The organism is Dolichospermum sp. UHCC 0315A, assembly GCF_008121535.1.
GTDB lineage: Bacteria > Cyanobacteriota > Cyanobacteriia > Cyanobacteriales > Nostocaceae > Dolichospermum > Dolichospermum lemmermannii.
Map to the genome: position 1 here is coordinate 3242060 of NZ_CP043056.1, position 14179 is coordinate 3256238.

General features: G+C 38.8%; 13 protein-coding genes. 5 read left to right on the top strand and 8 right to left on the bottom strand.

Going from position 1 to position 14179, the window contains the following annotated elements:
- The 7 genes from BMF77_RS15760 to BMF77_RS15795 form a co-directional block, all read right to left on the bottom strand.
- Entirely contained in the window at nucleotides 1-1308 is a 1308-nt protein-coding gene (locus BMF77_RS15760) for a glycosyltransferase (RefSeq protein WP_148764058.1), read from the bottom strand.
- 42 nt (nucleotides 1309-1350) lie between these two features.
- Nucleotides 1351-2034: a bifunctional 2-polyprenyl-6-hydroxyphenol methylase/3-demethylubiquinol 3-O-methyltransferase UbiG gene (locus BMF77_RS15765; protein ID WP_148764060.1), complete on the bottom strand. Its 684-nt coding sequence runs from the start codon at nucleotides 2032-2034 to the stop codon at nucleotides 1351-1353.
- A 48-nt stretch (nucleotides 2035-2082) separates the two neighbouring features.
- Entirely contained in the window at nucleotides 2083-3147 is a 1065-nt protein-coding gene (locus BMF77_RS15770; RefSeq protein ID WP_148764062.1) for an NAD-dependent epimerase/dehydratase family protein, read from the bottom strand.
- A 152-nt stretch (nucleotides 3148-3299) separates the two neighbouring features.
- Nucleotides 3300-5591 (bottom strand): 1,4-alpha-glucan branching enzyme, encoded by a 2292-nt coding sequence (gene glgB / locus BMF77_RS15775; RefSeq protein WP_148764064.1) that lies wholly within the window; start codon nucleotides 5589-5591, stop codon nucleotides 3300-3302.
- A 342-nt stretch (nucleotides 5592-5933) separates the two neighbouring features.
- The gene (locus BMF77_RS15780) at nucleotides 5934-6248 is read right to left on the bottom strand and encodes a hypothetical protein (RefSeq protein WP_148764066.1); all 315 of its coding nucleotides are present in this window, start codon (nucleotides 6246-6248) and stop codon (nucleotides 5934-5936) included.
- Between the two features lie 40 nt (nucleotides 6249-6288).
- Nucleotides 6289-6978 (bottom strand): glutathione S-transferase family protein, encoded by a 690-nt coding sequence (locus tag BMF77_RS15785; RefSeq protein ID WP_148764068.1) that lies wholly within the window; start codon nucleotides 6976-6978, stop codon nucleotides 6289-6291.
- A 248-nt stretch (nucleotides 6979-7226) separates the two neighbouring features.
- On the bottom strand, nucleotides 7227-7487 hold the full coding sequence (locus BMF77_RS15795; RefSeq protein WP_210422208.1) for a hypothetical protein: 261 nt from the start codon (nucleotides 7485-7487) through the stop codon (nucleotides 7227-7229).
- Between the two features lie 354 nt (nucleotides 7488-7841).
- Between BMF77_RS15795 and BMF77_RS15800 the strand changes: the two genes are divergently transcribed.
- Both BMF77_RS15800 and BMF77_RS15805 read left to right on the top strand, forming a co-directional pair.
- Nucleotides 7842-8513: a hypothetical protein gene (locus BMF77_RS15800; RefSeq protein WP_148764070.1), complete on the top strand. Its 672-nt coding sequence runs from the start codon at nucleotides 7842-7844 to the stop codon at nucleotides 8511-8513.
- A 56-nt stretch (nucleotides 8514-8569) separates the two neighbouring features.
- Complete coding sequence (locus BMF77_RS15805; protein WP_148764072.1) at nucleotides 8570-10402, top strand: penicillin-binding protein 2; 1833 nt, start codon at nucleotides 8570-8572, stop codon at nucleotides 10400-10402.
- A gap of 115 nt (nucleotides 10403-10517) precedes the next feature.
- Here BMF77_RS15805 and BMF77_RS15810 read toward each other — a convergent pair whose 3' ends face one another.
- Nucleotides 10518-11618 (bottom strand): glutamate--cysteine ligase, encoded by a 1101-nt coding sequence (locus BMF77_RS15810; RefSeq protein WP_148764074.1) that lies wholly within the window; start codon nucleotides 11616-11618, stop codon nucleotides 10518-10520.
- A gap of 249 nt (nucleotides 11619-11867) precedes the next feature.
- Here BMF77_RS15810 and BMF77_RS15815 point away from each other — a divergent pair, with 249 nt between their 5' ends.
- The 3 genes from BMF77_RS15815 to BMF77_RS15825 all read left to right on the top strand — a co-directional run bounded on the left by BMF77_RS15815 (nucleotide 11868) and on the right by BMF77_RS15825 (nucleotide 14177).
- Nucleotides 11868-12542 (top strand): Mo-dependent nitrogenase C-terminal domain-containing protein, encoded by a 675-nt coding sequence (locus BMF77_RS15815; protein ID WP_148764076.1) that lies wholly within the window; start codon nucleotides 11868-11870, stop codon nucleotides 12540-12542.
- Between the two features lie 77 nt (nucleotides 12543-12619).
- Nucleotides 12620-13648, top strand: coding sequence for a GTPase ObgE (gene obgE, locus BMF77_RS15820; RefSeq protein ID WP_148764078.1), 1029 nt, complete (start codon nucleotides 12620-12622; stop codon nucleotides 13646-13648).
- A 94-nt stretch (nucleotides 13649-13742) separates the two neighbouring features.
- Nucleotides 13743-14177, top strand: coding sequence for a HEPN domain-containing protein (locus BMF77_RS15825; RefSeq protein ID WP_148764080.1), 435 nt, complete (start codon nucleotides 13743-13745; stop codon nucleotides 14175-14177).
- Nucleotides 14178-14179 lie beyond the last annotated feature (2 nt).

The following is a 14179-nucleotide window of genomic DNA, read 5'->3' on the forward strand; positions in this document are numbered from 1 at the left end:
CTAAATTACCTTGTGTTTTCTATTTACCAACTGAGCCTGATTGCGCCGATAATCTCCTCTAGAAAGATATTTTTCTAACCAAGCATAAAGAACAATAAACAAGTAGCGGCTACCCATCTCCTTCAGCTTTAGTTTAGATACTCCCGTGGCGCGGTTTTGCCAAGTGATGGGCATAATTGTATAGGAATATCCTCTGATAATAGCCTTGAGAGGTATTTCCACTGTTAAATTAAAGTGGTGCGATAGTAGAGGAGAAATTCCCTCAATTACTTCTCGACGATATGCTTTAAAGGCATTGGTTGTATCATTAAACTTCAAGCCAAATAGAATTTGAATAAATAGATTAGCAAAACGATTCACAAGTAACTTGTGCGTCGGATAATCAATGACTTTACCTCCTTTAATAAATCGAGAACCGAATACACAATCATATCCTTCTTGCAGTTTATAGTAGTAATCAACAATATTTTCTGGTGCATCAGAACTATCTGCCATCACAATGGCTACTGCGTCACCTTCAAAATTTTCTAAACCACAGCGTACAGCAAAACCAAAACCGTTGGGATAATAGTTATTGATATAACGGACTTGACTATTTTCAGAATTTAGCTGCTGCAATAATTCTTCTGTTTGATCACGACTGTTATCATTAACAACTAGAATTTCGTAAGCGATCTTTTTTTGTTCTAATATTTGGCTAATGGACTCAATAGTTGGGACAATACAACCTTCTTCGTTATGAGCGGGAATGACAATAGAGAAAACTTTAATTCCTGTTAAATTGTCTGATTGAGGGTGTTTTGGGTGAGAAGATTTATTCTCTAATCCAGGAGCTAATCCTTCAGGATAATAGATTTTTGTAGTAAATTGTGTTGGTGTTTGATCAGATTGAACTGGATTTTTAAATACTAAGCGATCGCTAATCAAATAGTTGATAACCGCATTTAATAATACACCTACAAATGTATTAATAGCGTAATTAACTCCTAACTTATCTAAGAAAGGAAAGACAATGAAGATTCGAGTAATTACAGCAGCCCCAGCGGACAGATGATAAAGGGGAATTTGTCGCCATAATACTTCTCTTATTGTCCAAACACCTCCCGGCCAAACCCAAACCCGGTAGATGAAAAAACTTGCTAACAGCGACAATTCAATGGATACTGCATTAGCGACATTGCGTAAAGTAGGGGTGTTAAATCCTAACCACTCAATCAGGCCAAATATCAACAGCAAATTGATAACTGCTGCAACACCACCACCGATGAGAAACTTAAAAACTCTTTGCCGAAATAGCTTTTTCAACATAAATAATAGAAAATTATTAATCTTGCTATAAACATGAACGTTTTACGGGCGCGATGCTTTGACAAATAGTTGTCCTCCCAATAAATTCCATAGCAAAGGAATCTTCAGGTAGATTTTCAGTAGTAAAGTGGAAGAAGGTCTGCCCTTTGTCGAAAATGGTAAAAAGCGTGGAATCATCATTTCAATAGAAAATCCAATTGCTCGCAAAACTTCCTCTAAAGAACAGTCAGTAATCGGAAGATAGTGATCAATAAAGTCGTAATATTCCCGATAGGAATATTTAAAATTGGGCTGAATAACTAAGAGATTACCACCCGGTTTTAAACGCTCAAAGCAAAAAGATAAAACTTGAATTAATTCTTCCTTACTACGCAAATGCTCAAAAAAATTAGAGACGAAAATAGCATCAAAATAAGCACAAGGTAAAATCTCTGGGTTAATCTTATTCAGAATATCAAGCTGCAAGACTTTGACATTTTGATCAGCAAAGTCTTGAGCATCTGGATTCAGATCAATCAAAAACTTTTCTTGGGCTTGAACCTGATTGATGAATTCACAATAGCCTCCCGCAATATCTAAAACTAAAACTTTGCCATTTCTACCAACATGGGCTTGTAGAAATGATTGGATTAAAACTTTCCACAAGGCATTCTTAGCTCTGCGCTGTTTAGAATCAAAGCGATTAGCATATAAAACTTTTAAATATTCCGCTTGATCTTGCTTCATTTTTAGAAAAAGATAAGAATGGGGTATCTACAATTTTTACTTCTGACTTTACGCCCATCGGCTGATATTTTCGGCAAAAATTTCTTTTAAAATATCTGCCACTGTATAGGTTAAATCCCAGTTAGGATAGTGATTTTTGAATTTCTGAACATCACTAATCCACCAAATATGATCGCCAATTCGATTGGATTCCTCATAGCTCCAGGTTAACTTTTTATCAGCAATAAGTTCACAATGCCCAATTGCTTCTAACATTGAACAATTACTAAAACGACTGCCACCAATATTATAAACTTCAGCTACACGGGGAGCTTGATAAAAGTGGTAGAAAGCATTAACTAAATCATAACTGTGGATGTTATCACGAACCTGCTTGCCCTGATAGCCATATACTTGGTAAGGCTGCCCAGTCATGGTACATTTCATCAAGTAAGATAAAAAGCCATGCAGTTTAGTACCTGAATGACCAGGACCAGTTAAACACCCTCCCCGAAAACAAGCTGTTTTTATGTGAAAATAACGCCCGTATTCCTGCACTAAGATATCTGCCGCTACTTTAGAAGCTCCAAATAGCGAATGTTTGCAGTTATCAATACTCATACTTTCATCAATACCCTGGTTGTAGGGATGTGTCTCTGTAATTTCCCAGCGCAGTTCTTGTTCAATTAGGGGCAATAAATTGGGAGTATCACCATAGACTTTATTCGTAGAGCAAAAGATAAATACGGCTTCTGGACAATATTGACGGGTATTCTCTAATAACACCAATGTACCATTGGCATTAACTGTAAAATCAGTGTAAGGGTCTTTAGCTGCCCAATCGTGGGAAGGTTGAGCCGCAGTGTGAATAATCAGACTTATATCTTGACTATAGGTTTGAAATATTTGGGAGATGGCCTCGTGATCACGAATATCAATATTATGGTGGATATATTTATCACCATAATATTGTAAAAGGCGATCGCGGTTCCATTCTGTTGACGCATCCTCACCAAAAAAAACCTGCCGCATATTGTTGTCAATACCAACAACTGTAAAGCCGCGATCAGCAAAAAACCTGACTGATTCAGAACCAATTAGTCCAGCAGCCCCTGTTACCAAAATAATGCTCATACAAACTAATTTGATAGTAGTAACTTAGCAGTAGTTTTAACTATAGAAAGATAGTACCATCTAGCATACTTATAGTCAACTCATAGTATATTAATGTTTACAAATAAAATCCCTAACAAGCACATAGGGTAGGCAATGCCCACCCTACAGGATTATTCTATCACCTGTGCAGACTTCTGTTTATCCAACTTGAGCATTAATACACCCAAAGGAGGTAAACACAAATCTAAGGAATAAGGACGATTATGCAAAGACCAATCATCAGTCCATTTACCACCTAAATTGCCCATATTGCTACCGCCATACTGACGAGCATCACTATTAAACAACTCAGTATAAAAGCCCTTTTCTGGCACACCAATACGGTAGTGCGAATGGGGTTGAGGTGTAAAGTTACAAACCACAATCATAAAATCGTCAGAATTCTTGTCACGACGGACAAAAGAAACCACACTATGACGGTTATCAGTACAATCAATCCATTCAAACCCGGCTTGGTCAAAATCTTGAGTGTATAAAGCAGGTTCGGAACGGTAAAAATGATTAAGAGACTGGAAAAAATCCTTTAACTGTCGGTGTGGTTCAAACTGTAAAAGATGCCATTCCAAATCAGCCCAAGCATTCCACTCACTCCACTGACCAAATTCCATGCTCATAAACATGGTTTTCTTGCCAGGGTGAGCAAACATATAAGCAAACAAACAACGGATATTAGCTAACTTCTGCCATTCATCACCGGGCATTTTACCGATCATATTACTCTTACCATGGACGATTTCATCATGGGAGAGAGCTAACATGAAGTTCTCGCTGTGGTTATACCACATACTAAAGGTAATATTGTTTTGATGGAACTGGCGAAACCAAGGGTCCATGCTGAAGTAATCCAGCATATCGTGCATCCAGCCCATATTCCATTTTAAATTAAAGCCCAATCCGCCCGTATAGGTAGGCCAAGATACCATTGGCCAAGATGTGGACTCCTCCGCAATGGAAAGCACACCAGGGTAATAACTAAATAACAAACTATTAACTTGACGTAAAAAATCTGCCGCTTCTAAATTTTCTCGACCACCATATTCGTTAGTCAACCATTCTCCTGGTTTTCGGCAGTAGTCAAGGTAAAGCATGGAAGCAACCGCATCAACGCGAATTCCGTCAATGTGGTATTTATCAAACCAGAACAGGGCATTAGCCACTAGGAAATTACGGACTTCATGGCGATTGTAGTTAAATACTAAAGTCCCCCATTCCTTATGTTCACCTTTGCGAGCATCAGAGTGTTCATACAAGTGACTACCATCAAAGAAGGCTAAACCATGTCCATCTTTGGGGAAGTGGCCAGGAACCCAGTCTACAATGACACCAATACCATTGTTATGGCATTCGTCCACAAAGTACATGAAGTCTTCAGGTGTACCAAAACGGGAAGTAGGCGCAAAATAACCAGTTACTTGATAACCCCAAGAACCATCAAAGGGATGCTCGGCAATTGGGAGGAGTTCTAAATGGGTATATCCTAATTTCTTAACGTAGGGAATGAGTTTATCTGCTAGTTCCCGATAAGTCAGAAACCGAGCGCCGGGTTTTAGTTCAGAAACGACAACTACAGCTTCAGTTTCCCCATTGGGTAATTTGGCAGGTTCAGCACTAGCAGCGTGTAACCAAGAACCTAAATGGACTTCGTAAACGGAAATGGGTTGACTCAAGGGGTCACTGTGTCGCCGCTTTTCCAGCCAGTCTTCGTCTTTCCAGGTGTAGGAATTTAAGTCAGTGACAATAGATGCGGTTTTTGGCCGGGGTTCTTGCTGGAAACCGTAAGGATCGGATTTTTCGTAAATATGTCCTTCAAAATTTTTGATTTCGTATTTGTAATGTTCTCCTACACCGATTTCGGGAATAAATAATTCCCAAATGCCTGTGTGTCCTTTCCGCATCTGGTGTTTGCGTCCATCCCACAGGTTAAAATCTCCCAATAAGGAAACGTTGCGGGCATTGGGGGCCCAAACGGCAAAATAAACGCCTTTGACACCATCTACTTCTGTGGTGTGCGCTCCCAATTTCTCGTAAATGCGGTGATGGTTGCCTTCACTAAACAAATGTAGATCAAATTCTGTTAAGTGGGCAGAACGGAAAGCATAAGGGTCATTAACTACCCGCTCATGTTCTCCTTCTTTAATGCGTAACTGATAATTTTTCAGTTCTGGGGTTTCAATGGTGCATTCAAAAAAGTGTGGATTATGCACTGTATCCATTGGGTATTCTTTCCGTTCCTCTGGAACTACTACCCACGCAGCGCTGGCATTTGGGAGATAGGCTCGCACAGCCCAGACAGTTTTACCATTTTGCTCGATGAGATGAGAACCCAGAATTTCAAAGGGATCGTGATGTTGATTGCCAACAATGCGATTAACCTGTTCAGGGGCGACTGTGGTTGTGGACATGAAGCTACCTATGTGATATATGGTGATTAACTAAATCTACTTTTTAACTATTCATATTCTTGCATCTTTGTCGCCACTGTCAGTTGTCAGTTGTCAGTTGTTAGTTGTCAGTGGTCATTGGTCATTGGTCAGTGGTCATTAGACATCTCCGAAAATTAAATATGCGTGACATGAAACCCATGTAGAGACGTTCCATGGAACGTCTCTACAATCTTTACCGGAGATGTCTATTGGGAAAATTCTTTCTCCCCCCTACCTCCCCCACCTCCCCTACCTCCCCCACCTCCCCTACCTCCCCCACCTCCCCTACCTCCCCCACCTCCCCTACCCCCTATTCCCTAATTAAATACTTAAAAATGGGAAAAATTGTAATAATGTTTTGCGTAGTTGCAGCAAAAATACTTTATCGCGGATACCGGAGGCTAAACGTGGTGGTGGACTTATTTGGATTTGTGCTTGCAATTCGGCATATTCTGCGGGCGTGAGGATTCTGCCATCAATGGGCGATCGCGCTGCTAGAATAATCTCTGTTCGCAATATCTCCTCTGGTATATCTGCTTGTGGTGGTAATGCCATCACTGCTTTACCACTATGACCACTTAAAGCGACTAAAATGCTAGTAGTAAAGCCCAAAATAAGCAGCAGTATGCGTTTCATCAATTTCTCTTGGAGTTCTAAATTCTATTTTTTTTAATTTTTAATTTCTAATTTTTAATTTCTCAAGTCCAGGTGGTAATGGTTCAGCACATAGCTGGTGGATATTGATAATTCGTTCAAAAACCTGTGGATACTCCTGACGATAATCGGGAATCAATGCTAAAGGACTCAATAAAGCCGCCGCCGCAATATCAGCTATACTCAAGCGGCTACCCACTAAATAATCACTTTTTTGCCAATATGCAGATAATACTAACAAAGCATTGGCGAGTCTTTTTCGCGCTAATTCAACGGTAGTATCATTAATACCATATTGTTGTCTAACTATTTTAATCACCATTTGGCTAAATAGCGAAGGGTCAATTGACTTACCTTCACTAGCGCGAAATTGATAATATACAAACCTAGTAGCTGTTCCTATACTTTCATCTAACCAATCTTCCAACGTCGCAGCTTGAATTTGCTGTTCTGAATTGGGTAGAAATAGAGCAGGTTCAGGTTGATAGCCTTCTAAAAATTTGAAAATTTCTGTAGAGTCGCCAATAGCTTGGGGTTGTCCGACAATTTGGGGTAACAGTACAGGTAATGTTGTTAATCCAGTTAAGGGCTTTACCCTCAAGATGTGTAGCCCTGGAGTCAGATTTTCAGTTTGATAACTAATTCCCTTATAACCCAATGCCAATCGGGCTTTGCGACAATAATGAGATGTACTAAATTGCAGTAACAACATACATTGATCTTACTTGGTTACTGACAAAACGAAAACGAACATAAAAAAATCAGACTGGGCGAGAACTGAATCTAGCCCAGAAGCAAAACCTGATGAATGTTCCTGTTTTTTACCCAACTTAACACTGTTAGGCAGTTGAATCTTTATTTTTTAATCTACAAATTATCTTAACTTTCTCAGTAGAGTTTTGTAGAAAATAATTTTTCAAGATGTCAACTACCCAGGAGAGGTTAATATTTTACCCTATATTAAGGGTTTTTAGGAGTAGCCGCAGGAGATGTGGTCGCTGCGGGAGATGTAGTAGCTGCGGGAGATGTGGTCGCTGCGGGAGATGTAGTAGCTGCGGGAGATGTGGTCGCTGCGGGGGTAGCACCAGTATCTGCTGGTTCGCCACCTGTTGTTGCTGCTGGAGAACTGGTAGTACCTGCTGGTTCACTACCACCTTCACAAGCTCCAAGCATGGTAGCCAGACTTAACATTAGAGCCAAACCAAAAATTCTTGTCTTCATAACTCCTCTTTCACCAATTGTGGCAATAAAATATGCAGCCTGTTGAATAAGATACCTTATTTATTGATTTTTTTTAAGGACTTTCTGATTACATATTTCAACTCATTCTTTTTTGTAACATTCTTGTAGATTATATGTAACACGAATAGATCATGATTAAGAGTTAGAATAGCTTCAAATTCTTGATCTAATTAATGCAACTTTAGGTTAAAACCACCTGAGTTGCTTTTCATCCCCTGTCTAAAGCACATAAGGCATTGCTACGCAATGCTTACTCAGGGGCTTTCAAACTTCCCAGTCTTTCTTGTAAAATTCAATCAAGTCAAAAATAAAGTATTTACCATCAGAAAAATTATGGTTTTTGAACGTAAATCAGCAGTTTCCCCAAAAAATGCCTGGTTATGGGGCAAGTTTCCTTTGTCATTGAATAGACGACGTTCTCGAAGTCGGAATAAAAAGACACAGAATTTCTCCCGACTTCTGAGTGAACCGATAGCAGTTAAATCACCTATTTCCCGGAATGCTTGGATAAATTTAAATTTTTTAGGTTCTCGCAGAAATAAGACAGCAACCCGCATTTCCAGCTTAGAAACGAGTAAAAAACAACCTACCGAGACCGATAAACAATCAACTGCTACTCTAAATAAAATGAGTAATGCTGCGACTATGCCAACATGGTTGCTACGTATGTATACAGTTAATCGCTATTCATCCGTTTTCACATTTTTATTAGTGGTAGCGACATTAATAGTTTATGGTTGGACAGTATATTCTCAAGAGCTTTGGAGTGACTCGTACCGTAGACTACAAAGCTTACAACGTCATGAGCGACAGTTAAATACTGCCAATGCGACACTGACTAGCAAAATGGCACAGGAAGCCGAACAGCCTGGGACGGAAATGGTATCACCAACTTCTGAAGGGACAATTTTCTTACCACCAACATCTAATAATTATCCCAAATCGTCATTTTCAACTTCTCAACCAGAATTACAACCTGAACCTCCTTCTCCATTAGGATATTAATTGGTAATTGGTCAAATTCTTTCTATTTCCTATTCCCTAACTTATATGTTGCTCTAATGGTGAAGTCATCAATTAAAACAAAATTGAGAAATTTACGTAATTTAGAATTCAGACGACAACGAAAGTTCTCTAAACAATCTCAAATAGGAAATATTGATCCGAAAATACCGGAAAACCCACCCAATATTAAATTACGATTGTTGGCTGTGTGGGGTGTGTTAATGATTGCTATGCTAGGGTTGGCATTTAACTTATATCAGTTACAAATTGTTCAGGGAAAAAAGCTGACTCAAAAGGCACGAAACCAGCAAATGGTCAATTTACGCCCTTATATGCCCCGTCGTCCGGTAGTAGATCGAGGTAATAATATATTGGCTATTGACCGTCCTGTTTATAATGTCTATAGCCATCCCAAGTTATTCGATCTATCCCAGGAGGAAATTGCTGAGAAAATTGGTCCAGTTATTGGCAGAGAAAAGGCTGATTTAGTTAAAATATTCCAAAGTAAACGCAGTGGAATTTTACTAGCTTCTGGTGTTTCTGAAGATATTACTGATAAGTTGATATCACTGCGCTTGAATGGGTTCGAGTTTATTCAAAAATACTCTCGATTTTATCCCCAAGATGATTTGGTGGCAGATGTGGTGGGCTATGTTAATCTTGACCGTCGTGGTCAGGCTGGTGTGGAATATAGTCAGGAGAAGTTACTAGAACGTTCTGGACAAACAGTTCGGATGAGTAAGTCTGGTAATGGGTCATTGATGCCGGATTATGCGACTGAGGGATTTCTGCATTTTGATGATTTAAAACTGCAATTAACTATTGATAGCCGTGTGCAACGGGTAGCCCGTGGGGCGTTAAAAGAACAAATGACTAAATTTAGTGCCAAACGAGGCGCAGTGGTTGTCATGGATGCGGTTGATGGTTCAATACTTGCTTTGGTTTCCCAACCTACCTATAACCCAAATCAATATTCTAAATCTGATATTTCTCTGTTTAGAAATTGGACTGTGGCTGATCTTTATGAACCGGGATCAACTTTTAAACCTGTAAATGTGGCGATCGCTCTAGAAAATGGTGCAATCAAACCAGACGATACTTTTGAAGATCCTGGTTCGATTAAAATCGGGATACATACGATCAAAAATGCCGAAAAAACTGGTTATCGCCGATTAACTATTCCTGAGATTTTACAAACTTCTAGTAACATTGGCATGGTGAGAATCATTCAACGATTAAAACCATCTATATACTACAACTGGCTAGAACGTTTAGGACTAGGACAAAAGGTTGAGACAGATTTACCCTTTGAAGTTACGGGTCAACTAAAAAGTCAAGAACAATTTATCTCTTCAACCATTGAACCAGCCACAACATCTTTTGGACAAGGTTTTTCTCTAACTCCATTACAACTGGTACAACTACATGGTGCATTAGCTAATGGGGGCAAATTAGTGACACCTCATGTAGTCCGAGGATTAATTGATAGTCAAGGAGTAACGCACTATTCACTGACTCTCCCAGAACCACGGCAAATTTTTTCAGCTACAACTACTCAAAAGGTTGTGGAAATGATGGAAACAGTAGTGAATGTGGGTACTGGTAAAGCTGCAAAAATTTCCGGATATCGCATTGGTGGAAAAACGGGAACAGCCCAAAAAGCTAGTCCTAATGGTGGATATATTAAGGGTGCAAGAATTACCAGTTTTGTCGCTATTTTGCCCGTGGAATCTCCTCGTTATGTGGTGTTTGCAGTTGTGGATGAACCAAAGGGAGAAAATGCCTATGGTTCTACAGTAGCTGCACCAATTGTGAAAACTGTGATGGAATCACTAATTCCTATTGAACAAATTCCTCCTAGTCAGGAAAAGGAGGAAAAGAAAAAGTAATTCGTCATTGGTGATTGGTGATTGGTCATTGGTCATTGGTCATTGGTGATTGGTGATTGGTGATTGGTCATTGGTCATTGGTCATTGGTCATTGGTAAATATTACCTATTACCTATTACCTGTTATAACTTTTCTTGAGAGTGGCTTCAATTGAACCTAAATTTTGGAACAACTGAATTAATTCATGAGATTTTGTTTTTTTCTCGGATAAAATGACTTTTAATGGAGTTAAAAATTCAAGATCAGGATCATCTTTAAGGGCAATTTCAGCAACTTGTAAAAGTTTGTAAGAGTTAAGGAAAATGTCTTCATTTTCAAAGCCTGATTTTGCCGAAATTTGGTGTAAATTAGCATCAGGTATCATAGCTCTACCTGGTAAAGTTTCATCTAATACTAAACCTTTTAATAAAGCTAATAAACCTGCATAAATAGCGAAATTATCACAACTATCACAAGCTTTAAATTCTATCCGTCCTACTTCTGAGGGAATGCGGGCAATTTTTGTTAATGAAGGCACACTTTTAATCAGTTCTTCTGCTGTTTCTAAAAAAACTAATGTTGCGGATCTTTTTCCTGTTCTAATAAATGTCCTCACTGATAAACCTTCCCATAAACCACCATTATAAAAAGGAGAACTATAACTAAAAGGAATGATGTAAGGGCTGTAATAAGTTAACTTTTTACCAATGTCAATTAACCTTTCAGTAGATAAATTTGCCATAGAAATATTTAAATCTGGTCCATAGGAAACCATATAAATATGAGCAGTTTGTTCATCTGGATAAGCTTGTAATTGCCTAATTTCAAAATCATTTAATGGGGGTTGTGGTTTAAATACGCAAGTATAGGGATTAAAACTGGCTAAAACAGGTGAAAAACCAAAGTTAGCAGCAACATCACGTAATAAAATAAAACTTGCGGTTAATTCATCAATTGCTCCTTGAATAGTAGAGTGGATAGTTGTTCTAATTTCAATACCTTTAGCTACACAGTCAATTACTTCTTCAGAGTCGCTAAATCTTTCAAATCCTTCAATATACCAACGCTTTTTCTTAATCCCAGCATCACCAACTCTTAATTGTGGGTAGTCAGTGGGATAGATAGGTAATTTGTCAACAATTTGCTGAAAATCTGCAAATTTTGTATTCTGGAAATCTGCGAATTTTCCTTGATGATTGAGAAAAGCAACTTCATGTTCAATACCAAAGGAGAACATACTTTATACCTAATTAATGATAAATATAATCAATTATATCCATATTTTATGCCGTTGTGAATCAATACTGCTTAGTTCAGGCTAAAAAGTCCTGATCTCGGAGGTTGAGTTGAAGCAAGGAAACCCAACAAAATTCCTGATCATGTTGGACTACATTTACTTTATTTTCACCAATTAAATGTACAGAAATTTAGTTATCTTCAAGGTAACTTAATATTGACTAATAAAAATTACAAGGGCTGAGTTTTTATGACAACTACTGCTCAAACTCCTTACAGTAGCGAACAAATTATTGCTTGGTTACGTGGATTACTGACTATTGCTTGGGCTGATGGTAACTTTGATACTCAAGAACAGGAATTAATTACTAATCTGACCAAAGATGAATTAGCCCCTTCTGTTGATTGGAATACTCTAGAGATAATTGAACCAGATGAATTAGCGGCTATATTGGGTAAAGGTACGCCTGTAGCGGAAAATTTCTTGCGGACAGCGGTAATGGTAGCGATCGCTGATGGTATATACTCACCTAGTGAAGATGACCTACTTCAGCAATTGTGTCAAAAATTAGAACTGCAAGAAAGTTTACTCACAGCTTTACGTCATACCCTAGAAGATACCGCACAAATAAACGATTTCCCTGCGGCTGGACTTGAAGCCCCACACTCAGACGCTTTACGTCCCTTGCGTCAGTGGTTAGACGGTTTAGATATTCAAGACCCCAGGGTGGCGAAATTTTTGTGTAAGATGATTCCTTCCCAGTGTCCCTTTGAAAGAGATGTAACTCTATTCGGGCGGAAAATAGTTCATATTCCGCCATTGTGTAAAATTAACCCCCTTTATGAACAAATGGTAGGTTTACGCTTTCGCGCCCTTTCCTACCTAGCAGACGACTGTGGCGAGGATGTTACACCTTATATTTAAATTAGTTGTTAGTAGTCAATTGTTAGCGTAATTGACAACTGACAACTAACAACTAACAACTGACAACTGACTAAATTATGCAATTTATAGACCAATCAGTAATTGAAGTAGAAGCAGGTGACGGAGGCGATGGTATTGTTGCTTTCCGCAGAGAGAAATATGTACCAGCAGGTGGTCCTTCCGGTGGTAATGGCGGAAGAGGCGGTTCAATCATTTTTGTGGCTGATAACAACCTCCAAACCTTGTTAGATTTTCGATATAAGCATTTGTTTAAGGCGCAAAATGGAGAACGTGGTGGACCGAATAATTGTACCGGTGCAGGTGGAAAAGATTTAATTGTTGAAGTTCCCTGTGGTACTTCTGTTTATGATGCGGCAACGAGTGCTTTACTATGCGATATAGTTGAACCTGGTCAAAGTTTTCAGGTTGCTAAAGGTGGTAAAGGTGGGCTAGGAAACCAACATTTTTTAAGTAATAGCAACCGCGTCCCCGAATATGCCCTTCCCGGATTGGAAGGGGAAAAGAAGGTATTACGTTTAGAGTTGAAATTGTTAGCAGAAGTAGGAATTATTGGTTTACCAAATGCGGGTAAATCTACTTTAATTTCTTCTTTATCAGCCGCACGTCCGAAAATCGCTGATTATCCTTTTACTACCTTAATTCCTAATTTAGGTGTGGTAAAAAAACCCACGGGTGATGGTACTGTTTTTGCTGATATTCCCGGTCTAATTGCAGGTGCTTCTCATGGTGCGGGTTTAGGTCATGATTTCTTGCGTCACATTGAACGGACAAGGGTTTTATTACATTTAATTGATGCGACAAGTGAAGATATCATCGCTGATTTTCATACTATTCAAGAAGAACTGAAAGCTTATGGACGAGGTTTAGCTAAACGTCCGCAGATTTTAGCTTTAAATAAAATTGATGCTGTTGATAGGGAAACTGTTGATTTGGAAGCTTTAGCTATGCAATTAAATCATCTGGCTTTAGCACCAGTTTTTATAATTTCTGCGGTAACTCGCACTGGTTTAGATGCAATGATGCAGGAAATTTGGCGGATTTTAGATGAGATTAATGTGTTGGAAGCGGAAGAGGTTGTGGTTTAATTGATGGGTTGATTTGGTTGAGTAAAAGTCCGCGTTTGCGGACTCATTTTTAGCATTTTTATATTTTTTTGAAACCAATTATTAAGGAGTAATTTTGTCAGAAGATTCTTTTCCACAAGCAGCAGCAAGACATTTACATGATGCAAAAATATTGTTGGATAAGGAACGATGGGATAATGCAGTATATCTTGCGGGTTATGTCGTAGAATGCTCGTTTAAGGTATTAGTAAAAGTATATATTCCTGAAGATCAAACAGCAGTTAAAAAATATGGACATGATTTAACAGAACTTCAAGGTAAAGCGATGGATAGGCTACGCTTAATGTATCCGGTGCTTGATATGCAACTTCCAGCTTCTCGAACAACGGGAACTGTGCTAGACAAAGATCATCCAGAGCGACGCTATGCTAAATCGGGACTTTGGAATCAAACTCAAGCAGAGGAAGCAGTTAACCGAGCAGAGGAAATTTATCAGGAGACTATACCTAAATTTATTCTAGATGGCATACTTAGCAGTGAGGAACTTTAGAT

Bases quoted from the DNA above. Each gene is read 5' to 3' on its own strand.
- BMF77_RS15765 (WP_148764060.1), bottom strand. From the start codon at position 2,034: ATGAAGCAAGATCAAGCGGAATATTTAAAAGTTTTATATGCTAATCGC.
- glgB (WP_148764064.1), bottom strand. From the start codon at position 5,591: ATGTCCACAACCACAGTCGCCCCTGAACAGGTTAATCGCATTGTTGGC.
- BMF77_RS15760 (WP_148764058.1), bottom strand. From the start codon at position 1,308: ATGTTGAAAAAGCTATTTCGGCAAAGAGTTTTTAAGTTTCTCATCGGT.
- obgE (WP_148764078.1), top strand. From the start codon at position 12,620: ATGCAATTTATAGACCAATCAGTAATTGAAGTAGAAGCAGGTGACGGA.
- BMF77_RS15785 (WP_148764068.1), bottom strand. From the start codon at position 6,978: ATGTTGTTACTGCAATTTAGTACATCTCATTATTGTCGCAAAGCCCGA.
- BMF77_RS15770 (WP_148764062.1), bottom strand. From the start codon at position 3,147: ATGAGCATTATTTTGGTAACAGGGGCTGCTGGACTAATTGGTTCTGAA.
- BMF77_RS15805 (WP_148764072.1), top strand. From the start codon at position 8,570: ATGGTGAAGTCATCAATTAAAACAAAATTGAGAAATTTACGTAATTTA.
- BMF77_RS15795 (WP_210422208.1), bottom strand. From the start codon at position 7,487: ATGAAGACAAGAATTTTTGGTTTGGCTCTAATGTTAAGTCTGGCTACC.
- BMF77_RS15800 (WP_148764070.1), top strand. From the start codon at position 7,842: ATGGTTTTTGAACGTAAATCAGCAGTTTCCCCAAAAAATGCCTGGTTA.
- BMF77_RS15815 (WP_148764076.1), top strand. From the start codon at position 11,868: ATGACAACTACTGCTCAAACTCCTTACAGTAGCGAACAAATTATTGCT.
- BMF77_RS15780 (WP_148764066.1), bottom strand. From the start codon at position 6,248: ATGAAACGCATACTGCTGCTTATTTTGGGCTTTACTACTAGCATTTTA.
- BMF77_RS15810 (WP_148764074.1), bottom strand. From the start codon at position 11,618: ATGTTCTCCTTTGGTATTGAACATGAAGTTGCTTTTCTCAATCATCAA.